At 45.8% G+C, this 17,533-nt stretch carries 9 protein-coding genes; 7 read left to right on the forward strand and 2 right to left on the reverse strand.

Annotated elements, in window-relative coordinates; all coding sequences use genetic code 11:
• Positions 1-26: 26 nt before the first annotated feature.
• The 4 genes from QUB51_RS11115 to QUB51_RS11130 all read left to right on the forward strand — a co-directional run bounded on the left by QUB51_RS11115 (position 27) and on the right by QUB51_RS11130 (position 11,367).
• Entirely contained in the window at positions 27-1,889 is a 1,863-nt protein-coding gene (locus QUB51_RS11115) for a CHAT domain-containing protein (protein WP_333261321.1), read from the forward strand.
• Positions 1,886-2,992, forward strand: a complete 1,107-nt coding sequence (locus QUB51_RS11120; RefSeq protein ID WP_333261324.1) for a hypothetical protein — start codon at positions 1,886-1,888, stop codon at positions 2,990-2,992. Before QUB51_RS11115 ends, QUB51_RS11120 begins: the two co-directional genes overlap by 4 nt.
• Before the next feature lie 462 nt (positions 2,993-3,454).
• A complete protein-coding gene (locus tag QUB51_RS11125; RefSeq protein ID WP_445299453.1) occupies positions 3,455-10,051 on the forward strand; it encodes a CHAT domain-containing protein in 6,597 nt (2,198 codons plus the stop codon).
• Positions 10,052-10,359: 308 nt separating this feature from the next.
• The gene (locus QUB51_RS11130; RefSeq protein WP_333058242.1) at positions 10,360-11,367 is read left to right on the forward strand and encodes a tellurite resistance TerB family protein; all 1,008 of its coding nucleotides are present in this window, start codon (positions 10,360-10,362) and stop codon (positions 11,365-11,367) included.
• Between the two features lie 286 nt (positions 11,368-11,653).
• On the opposite strand, the gene QUB51_RS11135 is transcribed toward QUB51_RS11130, so the two are convergent.
• Together QUB51_RS11135 and QUB51_RS11140 are read right to left on the reverse strand one after the other, a co-directional pair.
• A complete protein-coding gene (locus QUB51_RS11135) occupies positions 11,654-12,220 on the reverse strand; it encodes an RNA-binding protein (protein ID WP_333209082.1) in 567 nt (188 codons plus the stop codon).
• 1,094 nt (positions 12,221-13,314) lie between these two features.
• Complete coding sequence (locus QUB51_RS11140; protein ID WP_333261332.1) at positions 13,315-15,891, reverse strand: zinc metalloprotease HtpX; 2,577 nt, start codon at positions 15,889-15,891, stop codon at positions 13,315-13,317.
• A 306-nt stretch (positions 15,892-16,197) separates the two neighbouring features.
• On the opposite strand from QUB51_RS11140, the gene QUB51_RS11145 reads away from it, so the two are divergent.
• From QUB51_RS11145 to QUB51_RS11155, 3 genes are all read left to right on the forward strand, one after another.
• Entirely contained in the window at positions 16,198-16,428 is a 231-nt protein-coding gene (locus tag QUB51_RS11145) for a DUF433 domain-containing protein (protein WP_333058245.1), read from the forward strand.
• A 140-nt stretch (positions 16,429-16,568) separates the two neighbouring features.
• On the forward strand, positions 16,569-16,919 hold the full coding sequence (locus tag QUB51_RS11150) for a hypothetical protein (protein WP_333058246.1): 351 nt from the start codon (positions 16,569-16,571) through the stop codon (positions 16,917-16,919).
• The coding region (locus QUB51_RS11155) for a PIN domain-containing protein (RefSeq protein WP_333298171.1) at positions 16,916-17,533 on the forward strand (618 nt) is incomplete at its 3' end. The genes QUB51_RS11150 and QUB51_RS11155, both read left to right, overlap by 4 nt.

Consider the following 17,533-nt stretch of genomic DNA (forward strand, 5'->3'; position numbering starts at 1 on the left):
CGATTAACTCTACTCGCGTCTAATTTATGAGCTTAAGATTTATCTTGGGTTTAGGGATTGGGGATTTACACAAGGGTTTTCCCGACATCACAGGGGAGTTTCAAGAAAACCAAACAACAGTTCATAAATTTAAAGGAAGTTTGCCACCAGCCCCGGAAGTTGACGATCTGCAAAAAAGATGGCAACTTATTTGTCGTGCGGGAAAATCTAGCAACATCCTTTCTAGAATTAAAGTTAAGGCTACAGGGACAACCAATATTTGTGAAGATAATCCTCAATTGATCTATCAATATTTGAATGAATCTATGAGGCTGTGGCTGAGTAGTGAGGAGTTTTATGCGGGAATTGAGCATAATTTTAGAAATGTAGTTGATGCGTTTGGTGGTCGAGATCGGTGCTTTGAAGTATTTCTCGAAATCAAAGATTCGGAAAATTGGCATCTGCCTTGGGATGCGTGGAAATTTCGCGAAGATTACAAAAACTGTGAAATAATTAAAAGTCCGTCCCAGTATAGAAAAGCTCTCAAAAAGGCAACTACAGGCGGAATGCCTCTGCCTTCGCGAGGTAGAATTTTATGTGTCTCCGGTAATAGTGACGGACTCGATCTGAAACAAGATGAGAAAAGTCTTCAAATGTCTTTTGGCGATCGCTGCAAGTTAGAATTTATGCAACAGCCAACACCGGAAAAGCTACGCGAGAAGTTGTTAGAGGATGAAAAAAATTGGCAGATTTTATATTACGGCGGGCATAGCAATAGCAATGCTGTCAATGGATGGCTGCATATTAATGAAGCAGATTGCGATAATACTGTCACAATAGACTATTTAAAAGAGGGGTTGGAAAAATCAATTTTTCAAGGATTGGAGTTGCTAATTTTAAACTCGTGTTCTAGCCTCCAATTGGCAGCAGATTTAGTAGCTGGAGGCTTGCCTTTACCGTCAATGATTGTGATGCGTGCGCCGATACCAGAAAAAATTGCTCACGATTTTGTTAAGTCTTTATTCGGATATTTAAGCAAAGAATATCCTTTGTTTTTAGCAGTACGAAAAGCTAAGGATTATTTACAGAAATGGGAATCTCAGTTTCCCGGTGCGAGTGCGATACCAGTGCTCTGTCAGCAGCCAACTTTTGATGGGTTGACTTTACTGCAATTAAAGCGCGATCGCCCTTTGATGGCTGCTGCGGATGATGTGGTGGACGATCGCCCAAACAACGATATCTCTATTTTTATTTCTAATTTGATGCAGCGCCTGGGAATCGGTTTAGCTACTACCGCTAGCAGTTATATGTTAATGGGCCCGATACTTGCCCCAGTTGCTAATCAAATTGGCATGGAAAACCACCGTCAAAATAAACCTTTAATTGCGAAAAATTTCTACAAATTAGCTAGTTTAATTAACCTTAATTATGCACAGCCTTACTATAATTTAGCTATGTTGTGCGACGAATTGAATGACGATCGCGGTGCGTTAGAGGCAATGCAAAATGCTGTATTGCGAGGACTTCCTGATGCTTCTGCTCAAATATCTAAATTATTCATTCGCAAGGATAAACATCAAGCAGCTTTAAAAGCGATCGACCTTTGTTTAGAACACGCTAAACACGACGGAGTAAAAGCTGCTTGTCTCAAAAATCGCGGCTGGATACGGTTTAAAGAACAGCAGTATGACGATGCAGAGATAGATTTTCAAACAGCAATTGGATTGACAGACAATAGCCCGGAAGCTCACTGTTTTTTAGCACGGGTTATGGAAACTAAAGGTAAGCCCCATGAAGCGTTAGAACACTGGGAAAAAACGATTAAATATTCTAAATCTAGCGTACCAGAACAAGAGCAATGTATCCAAAGTGCTAAACAACATTTACGAATAAAAGGAAATATCAAGTGAAAATCAGGATTGCAGTTTCTATAGCTTTAAGCTCGATCGCAACTACCGCACTAGCAGCCAGTAACAGAATATCCAACGGACTGATTATCCATAGTAGCGGGGAAGTTGCGATCGAGCGCCAAAACGGGCTAATTGTCCGCCCTACCAGCGGTACGCCGATTTATCCGGGAGACACACTGCGAACAGCACAAAACGCACAACTGACTATCCAATGTGCAGATTTGGGAATTAAGTCGATCGCAGGGAGTGAAAATCAATTGAATAGCTGTTTGTTAGCCAAACAAGAGTCGAAATCTGATTGCAGCAAGGACTTGATTAAATGTCCCGATCGCGGCGACGATAAAATTGCTTGGAATAGCGCGCCAATTCCTTATATTATCAGTCCGCGGCGGACGAAATTGCTCGACAGCAAGCCAATTTTGCGGTGGAATCCGGTTGCTGGTGCTACTAGCTATAAGTTGAGCCTCCGGGAAAATGGAGCGAAATTAAACTGGGAAATGACTGTTAGCGGTACTGAGGCTGTGTATCCGGGGGAACCGGCGCTGAAACCGGGTGTTAGGTACCGATTGATTGTCGAGGCGAATACGGGTGTTTCTTCAGAAAGTGCTGTTGGGGAGGGGGATATCGAGTTTAGCTTGCTGGATGAGACTGAGGTGGAAAGGGTGAAAAGTGAGGTTGGGGCGATCGACAAACAAGTACCTAACGAAAACGCCAAAAAATTAGCAATTTCTAGCGTTTATCTTAACACAAACTTGATTGCCGAAGCAAGAGAAATCTTAGAAAATTTACAAAAAACTGGCATGGAAACACCGCCCATTTATCGCACGTTGGGCGATTTGTATCTAGAAAAGCTACAACTGGTTCCCCAGGCTGAAGTCTACTATTCCAAGGTGATTAATACGGCGAAACCTGACGATATTGAGGAGTTGACGGCCGCTAGATACGGATTGGGACAAGTTCATTCAGCCATGAGAAATAATCTGGAAGCTATGAAATATTTGCGAATGGCAAAAGATGGATATACAACCTTGGGAGATTTGCCAATGGTGGAAAAGGTAGATAAACAATTGCGGGATTTGCAAAGGAGGGAAGACAGGAAATAGTAAGGGGCTGTGACGTTAATTCCGGCAGGGTTGTGACGTTAATTTCGGCAGGGAATGAATTCCCTGCCTCAAAGCAAAAGTCCACTAAAGTGGACTGACATCAAACTTTTTTCTACAGTTCTATTCAAAGGACTTTCGCTATTAGCCAGGGAATTCATTCCCTGGCGGACTCGCGGGATGTGACGTTAATTCCGGCAGGGAATGAATTCCCTGCCTCAAAGCAAAAGTCCACTAAAGTGGACTGACATTAAACTTTTTCTACAGTCCTCTTCAGAGGACTTTCGCTATTAGCCAGGGAATTCATTCCCTGGCGGATTGACGGAATTTGGGACTGTCAGAGGGCGCTGGCGGACTTTCGCAATTATCAGAGTGTACGAAACATCATCTACTAACAAAACCATGAAATCCACACACAAAAAACCCCGCTTTTTCCTCACCTTTCTCTCCTTCACCACCTTAGCAATGTGGGAAATAGGACTTTTCGCCCCATCCCAAACAGCCACAGCCCAAATTACCCCCGCAACCGACGGCACGAATACTCAAATTACTCCCAGCGGCAACCAATTTAACATCAACGGCGGACAACAATCTGGCGACGGTGCAAATCTCTTTCACAGTTTCCAAGAATTTGGTTTAACTCAAGGACAAACTGCCAATTTTATATCAAATCCTAATATCCGCAATATTTTAGGGCGAGTTGTCGGCGGCGATGCTTCGTTAATTAACGGATTAATTCAAATAACTGGCGGCAATTCCAACTTATTTTTAATGAATCCGGCAGGAATTGTTTTCGGTGCAAATGCCAGTTTGAACGTGCCTGCTGCTTTCACTGCTACTACTGCGACGGGCATCGGTTTTGGCAATAACTGGTTTAGTGCGGCTGGTACTAATAATTATACTCAATTAGTCGGAAATCCTAATACTTTTGCTTTTACAAATACACAACCGGGAGGAATTATCAATTTCGGCAATTTGGCTGTGGGACAAGGGCAAAATTTAACTTTATTGGGCGGCACGGTTTTGAGTACGGGACAACTTTCTGCACCGGGAGGAAATATTACTGTTGCGGCTGTACCGGGTGAAAGTTTAGTCAGAATTAGTCAACCGGGAAATTTGTTGAGTTTGGAGATTCAGCCGCAATCTGTCGCGGGGAGTTTGCCTCAAAATTGGGTGTTGCCAGTTGCATCTTTGCCGCAGTTGTTGACGGGTGGCGGGGGAAGTGCCACGGGGGTGACAGTCAACGCTGGAGGGCAAATAGAATTAACTGGTTCTGGTTTGCAGGTAGAGAATGGAGATGTCGCTGCTAAAGAAGTAACTGCGGAGACTGCAACGCTGTCAGCTAATCGCAATTTGACATTAGTTGAAAGTCAATTGCGTACAACGGGTGATTTGAATTTGCTGGCTGGCGATACTGTGCGGGTGCGCGATAGTGTGGCAAATCCGTTTGTGGCGAATGCTGGCGGAAATCTCTACATTCAGGGAAATCAAAGTATCGATCTTTTGGCGCTAAATCATCTTTCGCAAACGCCATTTGTCAGTGGCGGAAATCTGACTTTAGTGAGTGATGGCATGATATCTACAGATTCTCACTTTAGAAGTGGCAGTAATATGTCAATTCTCGATTTGTCGGGTAGACCTGCTAATTTCATCAGTTTATATGATCCAATTATGCAGCCTAATGACTATACCTCTGGGGGATATACGGGTGCATCTATCAAGGTAGATACGACTTCGGGTACTGGAAATATTACTTTTAATGGAGATATAATAATTACGAGTCCAGATGCAACTTTGGCTGGTGCTACTACGGGTGATGAATTTATCTTGGGCAGTTCGCGAGCGGTAATTTTGCGATCGGGTGGTGACATTCAAGTAGTAGGAAAAATTGATACTTATGTCGGTCAGGCTATTATCGTAGGCCCTGTAATTCTACAAGCTACAAGAGACATTCAAATAGAAGGGGTTAGAACAAATGGGTTTAATAATAATGGTGGTGATATATCTTTGACTGCTGGAGGCAACATTGTTACAGGAGAACTTACTACTCTAGTTCCTACGACGATTGGCAATGGCGGTAATATTAGTGTTAATGCAGGTGGCAGCTTTACTCTTAAAGGAAATATAGGTACTTTTTCAGCAGTCAATAATAGTGGCAACATTACTCTCAAAGCAAAAGACGATATCTCTATCAATTGTGTAATTCCCTCTGTTTGTATAGAAACTTTTGCTGGGGGAACTCCTGGCTTAACAGCTCAAGGCAATAGCGGGAACATTACCATCATCAGCGAACAGGGAGCTATTAATTCCCTAGGAGAACCAATAAGAATAAATGCCGCCAGCCCCTCTGCTGTCGGCACTCCCGGCAATATAATATTACAGGCAAGGGGTAACATTAGATTAGGTTTTCTAACAACGGAGAGTCAAGACAATTCAAAATCTGATGCTGGTAATATCACTATTACGAGCTTAAATGGCAATATAGAGATTGAGAACATCAATAATTCTTCAGACAACGGGAATAAGGGTGGCAATCTTACTGTCTCTACCAGCGGCAATATTATAACAGGTGATGTATTAAACTACGGTAAATTGCAAGGTGGGAGCGTTGATTTTACTAGCACGAAAGGCAGCATCACTACAGGGAAATTAAATGCAACCAGCTCTCAGGATTCAGGAAATGATACGATTTTTCTACCGGAAAATGGTGGTTCAATTACTTTGAGTGCCGATCGCAATATTACGACTGGCAATCTCACTGTAACGGCGAATCAAAACGGTGGCCCGATCGCACTTACGAGCACTGCCGGTTCCATAAATACCGGAACGATCGATGTCACGGGCGATCGCGCTGCTGGAAATATCACTCTTCAAGCCAGCACCGGCATCACAACACCGACAACAGGAACCGCGATCGCAGGTGATTCTGCTAACGGCAACGGTAGCAATGTTACTTTATCTACTACCAGCGGTGACATTAATATAGGCAATGTATTAGTATCGGGAATACAGGGTGGAAATCTTAACTTTACTAATAGCAACGGCAATATTACTACAGACCAGCTATTGACAAGTTATGACGGTTCATCTCCCGATCTTAAAACTAATATAGGCGGCAATGTTAATCTAAATGCTGGGGGAAATATTACTACCAGCGACATCCGGGCGATCGGCAATCAAGACGGCGGCTCAATCACGTTTAAAAGCGGCGGGGCGATCGACACTACGGCAGGAATCATCAATGCGATCGGCGGCAACAACGGCGGCAATATTTCCCTCGAAGCTGGAACCAACATCAGTACGGCAGGAATTGGTAGCGCTCTATTGTTAAGTGGCTTCAACGCCAATAGCGGCAATCTTCGCATTCAAAGCGGCGGTAATATCGACACAACAGCAGGCCCAATTATTACCGCTGCGGCAAATGGCAAGGGCGGAGATATCACCATAAATGCTGGCGGAACAGTTTCGACATCTGATATTAATTCCCGCACTTTCGCTCCCAGTATTACTGTGACTGGTGGCAATATTGATGTCAAGGCAAATGACTCTATTACTGCTAAGGGAAATATCGAAACCAACCGCAATAACATTACTTTTAACGCTCCGGTAACATTAGGTGATAACCTGTCGGTCAAAATTTTAGAGACTGGCGATATTACTTTTCAGTCTACTGTTGACGGGCCTTACAGTCTGACTGTTCAACCCGATGCCGGAAGTGTTGATTTTGGCGGTGCTGTGGGCAGTGTTACTCCCCTCAACAGCGTCAATATTCAAGATGATATCCCCGAAAGTTCCGCTGCAATTAACATTATTACTACGAATAATATTACCGCCCAAAATATCACCTCACCCGCCGGAATTTCTTTGTTTAGTGAGAACGGAGAAATCACAACTAAAAATCTTGATGCGACTTCCCCTAACAATGGCGGCAATATCGATCTGAATGCTGGAACTAATATTACTGCGGGCGATATCAATACCTCGTCTGCTGGTGATGGCGGCAGTATATTGCTCGACGCTACCGGAAGTATTACTGTTGGTAAAATTGACTCTTCGGCGCAGGGGAATGCAGGGAATGTCACGGCTTATAACCGCAGTGCTACGGGCGATATTACGGTGAGTCAAATTAACGCTCAAAGTAGTCTCGGCAAGGGGACGGGAGGCAATGTCGAGATTCTGATGGGAAGGTTTTTTCGATCGCTCAATTCGTTCACAGACAGCAACGGCATCAATGCTAGCATTTCTACGGCTGGAAGTCCTGGAGATAGCAGCGGCGGTACTATAATTATCCGCCACGGAGGCGCAGGATTAACGCCGTTTATTGTCGGTGATTCTGCCACAAATGGAACCGCGGGTGCAATTACTAGGGGAAATTCTAATCCTATTCAAACAATTTTGCCGGATAACTCCTATCTCTATACTCACAGACAGGATGTCGATCGCATTCAAATTATTTCCGTACCGCCGCCAATAGTTGCACCGACACCCGCAGCTACTCCAACACCCGCAGCGACTCCAACGCCCGCACCCACACCCGCAGCGACTCCCACGCCCGCACCCACACCCGCAGCGACTCCCACGCCCGCACCCGCACCCGCAGCTACTCCCACGCCCGCACCCACAGCCGCAGCTACTCCCACGCCCGCACCCACAGTCGCAGCTACTCCAGCGCCTTCCCCAACACCGACTCCAGCGCCCGCAAGCACGCCCTCACCGCAACTCCCACCGCGTTTACCCCTCGCACCTTTGGCAACACCCGAAAACTCGATCGCACCTGCCCCAACACCCGAAAGCTCGATCGCACCTTTCCCAATTCCCCAAATATTTATCGAACCTTCGGCAACACCCGAAACTTCGATCGCACCTTCGGCAACACCCGATCCGATAACTGGTTTTCCCCTCAACTTCCAACTACCTGAATTGCCCGGTTTATTCCTACTGCCACCCCGCGCGCGCCCCACCCAGCCCTCAACACCCACAACCCCAAACGCTGCTGCCCGCCTAGCTTCGAGGCCTACCCTTCCCTCTGTTTCCCAAATCAACTCCTCCCTCGGCGCTCAACCTGCGATCGCCCCTCAACCTTCAAACGCGCCAAATCCCGCGCCCACAGCCCCTCTTGCCTCTCTAACCCAGCCTGTAACTCAGATTCAGCCACCACCTACAAGTGCGATCGTACCCGCACCTACAAGTGCGATCGTACCCGCGCCCGCTGTCAGCCCAAGCCAAACTCCGCAACAGGAGTTAGCTTTTTTAATTGGCGATTTATTGGGAGCACAAACCTCGATCGACCAAAATGCTGAAACGGGAAATACCGAATTAGATTGGAAGCGTAACAATGAAACAATTATCTCCCTAGAACTTCCTTACTCCCCGTCAGTTAACACGATTGCGGGAGCCGAAGCAAATAACCTAATTTCCACACAGACATCTACTGACAATTTAACTGTTTCAGTCGCAGAAACTCCGCCGGAAATAATTGTGCAAACTCCTAGTTTACCGATTGCTAATTCTGAACCCTTTGATGTCAATCTTTCTGATCTTTGGGAGAGAATAGCTGCAATAAATACAGCGCCAGTTCAAGATTCACCGAGTATTACTCCAGCGCCCGCACCAATTCCCGCACCAACTCCAGCGCCGCCACCAACTCCAATTCCCGCAACAATTCCAGCACCCGCCCCAACTCCCGAACCAACTCCAGCACCCGTAGCAACTCCGATCGCAGAAAATCCCCCACCCGCAGATATCCCAAATCTCTTTCCCTCACCAATTAGCAGGTTGCTCGTAGAACAAACTTTAGAACAAGGCAATGCTAACGATGCTGTTGCTTTAATTGACCAACTCTTTGAACAAGACTACGAAAATTATTATGGGGAAAATTTCACGGATAAAAAAATCAACGTTCAATATCTAAGAGAAACTCTCAAAACAATTAAGGAAGAAACCGGGAAGCAAGCTGTAATTGTTTACGTTGTGGCAGGTATCCGAGACTTGTGGCTAATTTTAGTAGTTCCAGATGGCCCTCCAATTATCAAAAAAGTCGCCCTTGCCACAATAATAGAATTAAAGAAAAATGTGAAATATTTGCAGGAATATTTAGGGAATCCTTGGGGTTCGCAAGATACAAGATATTTGCCAAGCGCCCAGGAACTTTACAAATGGTTAGTTGCACCGATTTCTCAAAATTTAGAATCATTAAATATCGACACTCTCATTTTTGCATTTGATGCCGGTTTGCGCCAATTGCCCATAGCAGCTTTACACGATGGCAACCAATTTTTAATAGAAAAATACAGTCTAGGTTCAATTCCCAGCATCAGCTTGACTAACACCAATTATCAAAGTTTGCTGAATGCCGAAGTTTTAGCAATGGGTGCTTCAGAGTTTCCACACACCAAGAAAGAGCGTTTGCCAGCAGTGCCGATCGAATTATCTGCGATCGCCGGGAGGAGAACAGAAACGCAAAATCCAGCAGGATTTCCCTTGTGGCAAGGTCGCTCTTTTCTCAATCAAGAATTTACCCTGCAAAACCTGAGAAAACAGCGAGAACAACAGGAATTTGGAATCGTTCACTTAGCTACTCACGCCAGTTTTCCTCAAGGCGAAAATGGAAAAAAAGAAGCTGAGATTGATTTGTGGGACAGCTCTTTGGCGCTAGATGAATTTAGGTTGGCGAAGTGGTACGATCGCCGACAAGTAGAATTATTAGTGCTGAGTGCGTGCGAAACTGCGATCGGGGACAATACAGCAGAAATGGGATTTGCTGGACTGGCCGTCCGCAGTGGTGTAAAATCAGCGCTAGCGAGTTTGTGGAAAGTTAATGATATCGGCACTTTGGCGTTGATGACCGAGTTTTACGGCAATTTGCGATCGGAAAACATTAAAGCTGAAGCGCTCAGAAAAGCTCAACTGGCAATGATCCACAAACAAATTTTAATTAAAAACGGTCAATTGCGGGGGACTGAAGGCGCGATCGACCTTACCCAATCGGCGCAAGTACCAAATGCAGATTTCTCACACCCGACGTTTTGGGCCGGATTCACAATAATTGGCAGTCCCTGGTAATAGGCGATATCTGTAGGGAAACGGCACAGCGCCGTGTCGGGTGCGATATCTGTAGGGAAGCACTACGCCGTGTCCGGCGTCCAGAGTATCCCTGACAATTCCCGCATCCAGGATACCCGCCACGTGATTCATCCGTCCAGAAATAAAAAACCTGTACCCGATGAAACTTGCCGAACGTATTTATCTCGCGCAAGTCAATTCTAAAATCTAAAATCTAAAATCTAAAATCTAAAATCGATTGACTACTATCTTTTTATGTCATAAATTGGCTATGAATAGCAAAACTCAACACTAGCGGGGCAAAACCTGTGGGCAAGTTTGATAAAATATTCAATTCAGAAGACCAATCCGAAGCAAGCTTGACTTTAGAAGAATCCGTAGCAGCGGTAGCACTTGTGGCAGCGGAGGCAAATTCCCCTGATACGGATGCTGATATCTTAGAAAGCATACTTTGGGAATCAGAAATATTTGCTGAATACTCGGAAGATGATATGTCAGCAATGTTTCAAAGACTCGCCGGTATTGTTGCCCAAGACGGTTTAGGAGCATTATTTAATACTGCTTGGCAATCCATGCCCGATGAGTTAGTATTGGATACTTTTGCCATAACCGCAGCAATGTTTGTCGCAGATGGCGAAATAGCTCAGAAGCACCAGGCTTTTCTTCAGGAATTCCAGCAAGCATTAGGTGTGGAAGACGAGGAAGCTGCAGAAATTATTGAGGATGTAATTGCTGCTTACTCGGAAGTAGAGGGCGAAGAGTCTGATTTCGATGCGGCATGGTACGTATCTCCTGAAGGCAATTTTAGCGTTCCCATTCCCGTTGATGAGGAACGAGGCGGTAAAATTGATGAGCAAGAAAGCTGTGTCGCATTTTCTGACGACTTTGGCGTTTTGCTGAAAATTGATTATTTCCCTGTTGCGGGTGAAGTGGAAGAAACAATCGAGTCGGTTGGCGAGGAAGGTTATCTCAAGTCTTTTCTCGACAATTTTGTTTCTCAGGCAATTCTTGCTAATGTTGCCAATTCTAAGTTACTCCACGCAGAATATTTAGAAGATGAAGAAGCTTATTTCGTGGTTTTAGATTTGCCTGGGGGTGCAACTATCAGGGTGCAAGAAAACGATCGCCCTCTGACTCGGTTGGATGCTTACCGGGGACTTATGGCTTTTATTGCTGACGATTTTTGCTACACGGTAAGCTGTCAGCGAATTTATCAGGAGGGGGATGAATTGGGTTCCCTGGAGTCTGAAGTTGAGGGAATTATGAACAAGATTTTTGAGTTTATTGAGACAATCGAATTCGGGCCGATCGAATAAAGAGGACTTATACCTTTTTCGATTAAAGAATTGGGACTGGTGCGATCGATTGACCGTAAGAACCCGGCCGGGGCGGGTTTTTGAGATTGTCAATTATTGGCGGGTATTGTTGGTGAACCCGCCCCTACCATATTAATGGTAATTGATAGGACATGATATTACAGGTTTTTTTGCAATAAAATAGTGCGATCGACAACAGGGTTTTTTGACCGATTCTCGATCGCACTTCCAGATACATTCAGTCAACCAAAGTCGAGAGGTAGCAGCAATTAGCCGCCATTTTCGACTAATTAGTAGTCTGAGCTTCCACCAATCTTTGCTTGAGTTCTTCCAAAGCACTCGCCCAGCGCGGATCTGGCTGCACCGAGCCGGAATCAGGGCTCGACACCGTTGCTGCTGACTGATTGCGGCGAGACTTGTTGTTGTCACCCCGACGGCGATTGCTTTTGCTGGAGGCGCCTCCACCTTGGCTAGGGGGAGCTGACGAGCGCTGCTGTTGCTGGGGCGCAGGCACAGGCATTGGAACAGACGCCGATGCCGACACCAACTGTGGTGACTGGGGCGACTGCTGCTGATCGTCTTCGCCCTTCTCAGATTTACCCTTAGAGCGGGGTAATGCCTTCTCTATTTTCAGCGGGTTTTCTTTGAACATCAAGCCATTGTATTTCTCAATAACTTGGTCGGCTTGTTCGTCGGTTAGCACCGTCACAAAACCAAATCCTCGGCATTTTCCAGTTTTGCGGTCTGTAATTACCTTGGTGGTAACAGATTCGCCCTCCGGTGCAAAAACTTCTTGCAATTCTTGGCGATCGAGTTCCTTGGGTAGATTGCCAACATAAAGACGAATAGACATGAAAAATTCCTCCCGACTTGGATTTTAATTAATTTGCTCGAACAGAATTACCTGAAGTCAACTGAATATTGACTTCAGGCAAACACCACATAACCGGAGAATTGGCGCATTCCTCCCACCAACCTTGACAGCTCCCCCCACCTTTTAGAACAAAAAGATGATTTACTCTGATAAGGCCGGAACTTAACCGCCGATGCAGAGAGCTTTTAAATCTCAGGTTGTTGTGTAAACTTTTAGTCATCACTCAAATGTTTAGGCTATTGGCTATTCTGTATTACTTGCTTCCGGTTTTGATTCAGAATGTTTATAGCCAGCGCCGTCTAGAAATTTATGTCCAAGGATGTCAATTGTAAGCGATCGGAATGCCAGTATTCAGTTTAATACAGTGATGGATAAAATGGCTAACATTTTTTCAGCCAGTAATCTTACCTCGTTCCTAATCTCGCTCCTAATGCTGAGAACTACTCATTTACCCACTATCCCTTAAATCCGGCCCGGCAGAGTCCGAGCATTCTTTAAAGGTATCACAGCCTTGGTAACAGAGCTAGTTATTTAGGAAGATTTCAGTCTGTATTTAACGGAAACCACATCTGAATCACTTTTGAGAATTCATCCCGCACAGCAAAAATAGCGATCGAAAAAAAACAGCCGACAAGCGGCTGGCTGTACTTGCTGTGTTGGGATGTTGACAATTTTTACGCAATGCCTTAAGGGATTTTAGCCAACTGAAGTTATCGCGCTGTTTGATTCAATCCAATTTATGTAAACTAATGTAACAGACCGCTGGCAAAAAAGCAACTTTTCTTTACGAAGGAAGTTCGGCAACGAGCAATGTACGGGATGTAACGGATGTAACGGATGTAACGGATAGACTGTAGGGTGCGTAGGGAGCAACTCCAGAATCCGATCGCCCATCCCCTGTTTAACTCAAAACTCATCTGGGGCTGCGCGTTGTGCGCGATCGAGTGCGGCAATCTGATAACTATTCCTCATACCTGTAAAAAATGCAATTGTAGGCAACCTCGAAACCCTTATGCAGTAAGTCATTTCCCATTCTTCAATCTAAAATCCAAAATCTAAAATCCAAAATCGTCTCACCTTGGCCCCTGGATAATAATGTATGCGCCCCAAAAAGCAGCAGCAAAGGCCAAAATCGCAGACCAAATCGGATGTCCGCTGTCACTAACCCTCCCTCCTTGACTGCGGAGACTTTCAAGGTCGATCGCCACAGTAGCACCCCGGCGCAGCCAACCAGTCGCCACCACAGATGTTCCGATCAAATCGCTAGGGCGAGTAGTCTCTTTGAACAAAAATGGCCACAAAGAGCCAATGTAGCCAAACCTCGAAACATAGTGCAACCTCACCAAACCCGTCGCCGTTTGCAAAATCAAATCTTGTCCCAGCCAATTACTCATACCCGATCGACCCAAAAGTAGGCCTTCCAGCCGCACCGGTTCAGCATCCAGCGGCAAACTATCGGGATTTGACAAAATTTCCGGCAAACTCGGCGAAGCGGTTTCTCGCGGTGTAATATCCGGGAAGAAATAATTGATCCGCATCAAAGTACCGATGCTAAATCCGATCGGCAAACAGCCCCAAATAATCGATCGATCGCCCCAAAGCCAATCCAACTGCCAAATACTCGTCCTCGAAAAAATCCCCCCAATCAGCCAAAGCACCCCGACTATCGCCAAACTCATCGGAATTCCAAAAAACGGCGCACCCTGTAAAAATAGTTTTGAATCTTTAAATTCGACTATTGACTTAAACAGAGACAATTTTCCTTTCCTGGGTTGTTCTTGCACTCCCGCGTTTGCCAAATCTAACTCTGTCTCCAGTTGCCAGAATTGAGCATAAAGAGCCAACAGCTTCAAACGCTCTCCCAGCAAAGGATGCGCGCGGTTAACCGTCAACCAATTGCGCTCCCGATTGCTGACATCCCACAGCAAAATCTGTTCTAGCGGCGCGTGTAATGCAGCAGAACCAAGGGTTACAGCTTGTCCAACGCCTACAGGTAACAATAGATCGAAACTTTCCAGGAAAAAGCTAGTTTGTTTTTGCTGTTCGATATTATCAGCAATGCCGATCGCAATTTTAGCCACTGCCCGCGTCAAACCGTTAGGATTGCCCGTAATTTCCGCAGCAGTGCGATCGCTAAAATACACTCTGCGGCGCGACAGCCACAACATCGGCCAGCGCAACAACTTATAAATCCCGTAACTCGTAGCAGAAATTGCAGCGGCCACAAATTTAACAGCAGAACGCAAAAACTCGATCGTCATTAAATCACACAACCGCTCTTGCCAGTGCGCCACCTGCCAATAAATCAGGTAAGGAATCTGAATCACCAGCAGCGCCAGCGACATCGGCGCAAAATCCCAGTGAGAGATATGGGCCAACTCCCGCGCGAAAATCGTGGCAATTTCATCATCCGTCAATTGTTCCAACAGCCCGCGACTCACAGCAATCCGAGCAAAACGGGGCAAACCGCCGTAACTGAAAGCTACAGGAACATTCAGCGGCAAGAGTTTCAGCACCGGCGTCGGCATATTTTGCTTCGTACAAAAGCTTCGCAGTACCCGACTAGCTTCTTTGCTGTGCTTGGATAAAACTGACCCGCGCAGGGTTTCGATGCCGCAAAACAGTTTCAGCAGCGAGTCTATCAGCCAGGGAGACGAGGCCAAAAGCAATCCAAAAACCATCTGAACAAACGGAGTTGGATCGCGGTAAAAAAGCTGAATCGGCGCGAAAATAGGCAGTCTAGTGAATATGTAAAGCTGAACCAACAGAGAATTAGTGTTTGTCAGCAGGAATTGCAGGATAAACCGGGCTAGGAAAAATAGGGCGATCGCACTTGCAACGGCTTGTATCCGAAACTCCAGCAACTTCAGCGGTTTGAGCGGGCGCGGGCTTTTCGCGCGCCCGGTGTCGCGCCAAGTGAGTTGGTAAGTGGTAATATCTGGGCTGGCGACTCCGGGAATATCTGTTGGGGAACCGGAACTATTTTCGCCACTAATTTCTGTATCGGGTGCGGTTTCTGTAGGGGCGGTGCCCCCGTGCCCGCCCTCTGATGTCGGGCGAATCGGCGGTGTGGGGGGTGGAGGTGGCGGGTAAATCGGTTGCGATTTGGCGTTTACAGGCGCGGCAATCGGCTCTAAAGGTAAAAATCCTGTTTTTTTATCTGCGGTCGGTAGATCGCCCCCAATCGTTTTTTTCGGCGATTTTGTTCCGGCATCAAAGGCGACAAAGCCTGTTTCGGGGAGAGTTTCTGCGGATTTTGGTTTATTTTCCGGTGGTTTTGGGGGGGGAGGGGGGGTTAATTCTTTTAAAGCGCGATCGGCCCAAGTTTTGACTTGAGGGTTGGGACTTGTGGCGAGGGAAGAGCACAGGGCGATCGCCTTTTTCAGATTACCGGTTGCTTTGTACGCACCCACTAACCCCATCTGCGCGCGGATTCCCGACGGCTGATTAGCTGCGGTTTGGGTAACGGATTCTAAAAGGGCGATCGCCCGATCGTAATCCCGCGCTTTCAAAGCAGCTAACCCAGCCTCTAGAGACTGTTTTGCAGATGAACCCGATTGATTTGAATTAGGTGGAGATACCATTACAGTGCTGGCGATCGCGTCCTTTCTAAGATAGCTTGGGTGGTCGATCGATAACTGTTCTAACACAGCTCTATTTTGCTGTCATTAGTTGCAACTTTTGCCGCCAGGTACTTAAATAATTTCACTAAAATTATTTGTTTCTGAGATATTGCGCGATCGCCACGATCCGACAGGGGTTTAAACCCCTGCCTCAAAGCTAAAGTCCTCTACAAGAGGACTGAAGAATTATGCCAATTTGTGGTTAAATACTTCCTTGCTCTTTTAGTCTCGCGTTGCGCGGACTTTGTTTGACAAGAAGCGATTTCAATCGCCAGGTTTTAATCGCTATTTTTTGATGCTAAAATTTAAAACAGTAGCTAAAGGAAAAATGCCATGTCAGACCAAGACATCGCTAAGATCATTACGATCGAACCGGGTAAGCGAGGTGGTCAACCTTGTATTCGAGGTATGAGAATTACGGTTTATGACGTGTTGGAATATCTCGCTTCTGGGATGACTTATCAAGAAATCCTAGAGGATTTTCCCTATCTCACGCAACAGGATATTTTAGCTTGCTTGAGTTTCGCAGCTAAACGAGAGCAGTTTATGTTAGTTGTTGGGTGATGAAACTACTAAAGAAACCGGGTTTTTGGCTGAATCTACGAATCACAACGAAATATTCAAGGGAAAAACCCGGTTTCTGGCTACCCGTGCGTCAGCCCTAAATTTGCTAAAATACACCCAGAAAATATCAAAATATAAATATGAACGAATCCCAAATACCCCAAATTCCTTGGCTGCCATTAAGCCGAGAAGCGCACAAACTATCAGTTACCGACAGATTAGCTCTAGTCAACGCGATTGTTGAGTCCATCAGACAGGAACTCCGACCCCGCCAACCTCTGCTAGATGATTTTGTGGAACCCATGACGGGGCTAGCAAAAACTGATACACCACCCGCAACAGATGACGAATTTGAAATTAGATTGCGGCCCGATCGCAAAGGTGCGGCCAAGCGACTCAGAGGGCTAGCAAAAACCGATACGCCACCTCCAACAGATGCCGAAGTTGCACTCATGTTAGAAGAGCGTTTGGTGGAGAAATACCTAAAATGAAGGTATTAATAGACACCAACATTATCCTCGATAGTTTGCTAGAACGAGAACCGTTTGTAGAGGATGCTGATGCTTTATTTGAGGCGATCGAAAATGAGCAAATTGAGGGATATGTAACGGCAACAACCTTAACAAATATCTTCTACATTGTCCGAAGGCAAACTCGCAGCCTCGATCGCGCTAGGCAAGCTATTGCTGAAACACTAGCATTAATGAAAGTATCTGCAGTCGATCGCCACGTTTGGGAAATAGCATTTGCATCTAATTTAACCGATTTTGAAGATGCCGTGCAGTTAGCTTGTGCGCTGTCAGATAACTTGGAGGCGATCGTCACCCGCGATGCAGGAGATTTCGCCGGTGCTACTTTACCAATTTTATCACCTAAAGAGTTATTAAAACGTTTGGGGGATAAGATTAACAGGACTGACACACTCCGACAAAGAAACCCGGTTTTTGGCCGAATCTACGAATCAAAACCAAGAATTATCGAAAAAACCCGGTTTCTGGCCACCCGCGCGTCAGCCTTCAAAGAAACCGGGTTTTTGGCCGAATCTACGAATCAAAACCAAGAATTATCGAAAAAACCCGGTTTCTGGCCACCCGCGCGTCAGCCT

The sequence above is a fragment of the Microcoleus sp. AT8-A3 genome (assembly GCF_036705675.1).
Taxonomy (GTDB): domain Bacteria; phylum Cyanobacteriota; class Cyanobacteriia; order Cyanobacteriales; family Microcoleaceae; genus Microcoleus.

Bases quoted from the DNA above. Each gene is read 5' to 3' on its own strand.
- QUB51_RS11145 (WP_333058245.1), top strand. From the start codon at position 16,198: ATGTCAGACCAAGACATCGCTAAGATCATTACGATCGAACCGGGTAAG.
- QUB51_RS11150 (WP_333058246.1), top strand. From the start codon at position 16,569: ATGAACGAATCCCAAATACCCCAAATTCCTTGGCTGCCATTAAGCCGA.
- QUB51_RS11125 (WP_445299453.1), top strand. From the start codon at position 3,455: ATGTGGGAAATAGGACTTTTCGCCCCATCCCAAACAGCCACAGCCCAA.
- QUB51_RS11115 (WP_333261321.1), top strand. From the start codon at position 27: ATGAGCTTAAGATTTATCTTGGGTTTAGGGATTGGGGATTTACACAAG.
- QUB51_RS11135 (WP_333209082.1), bottom strand. From the start codon at position 12,220: ATGTCTATTCGTCTTTATGTTGGCAATCTACCCAAGGAACTCGATCGC.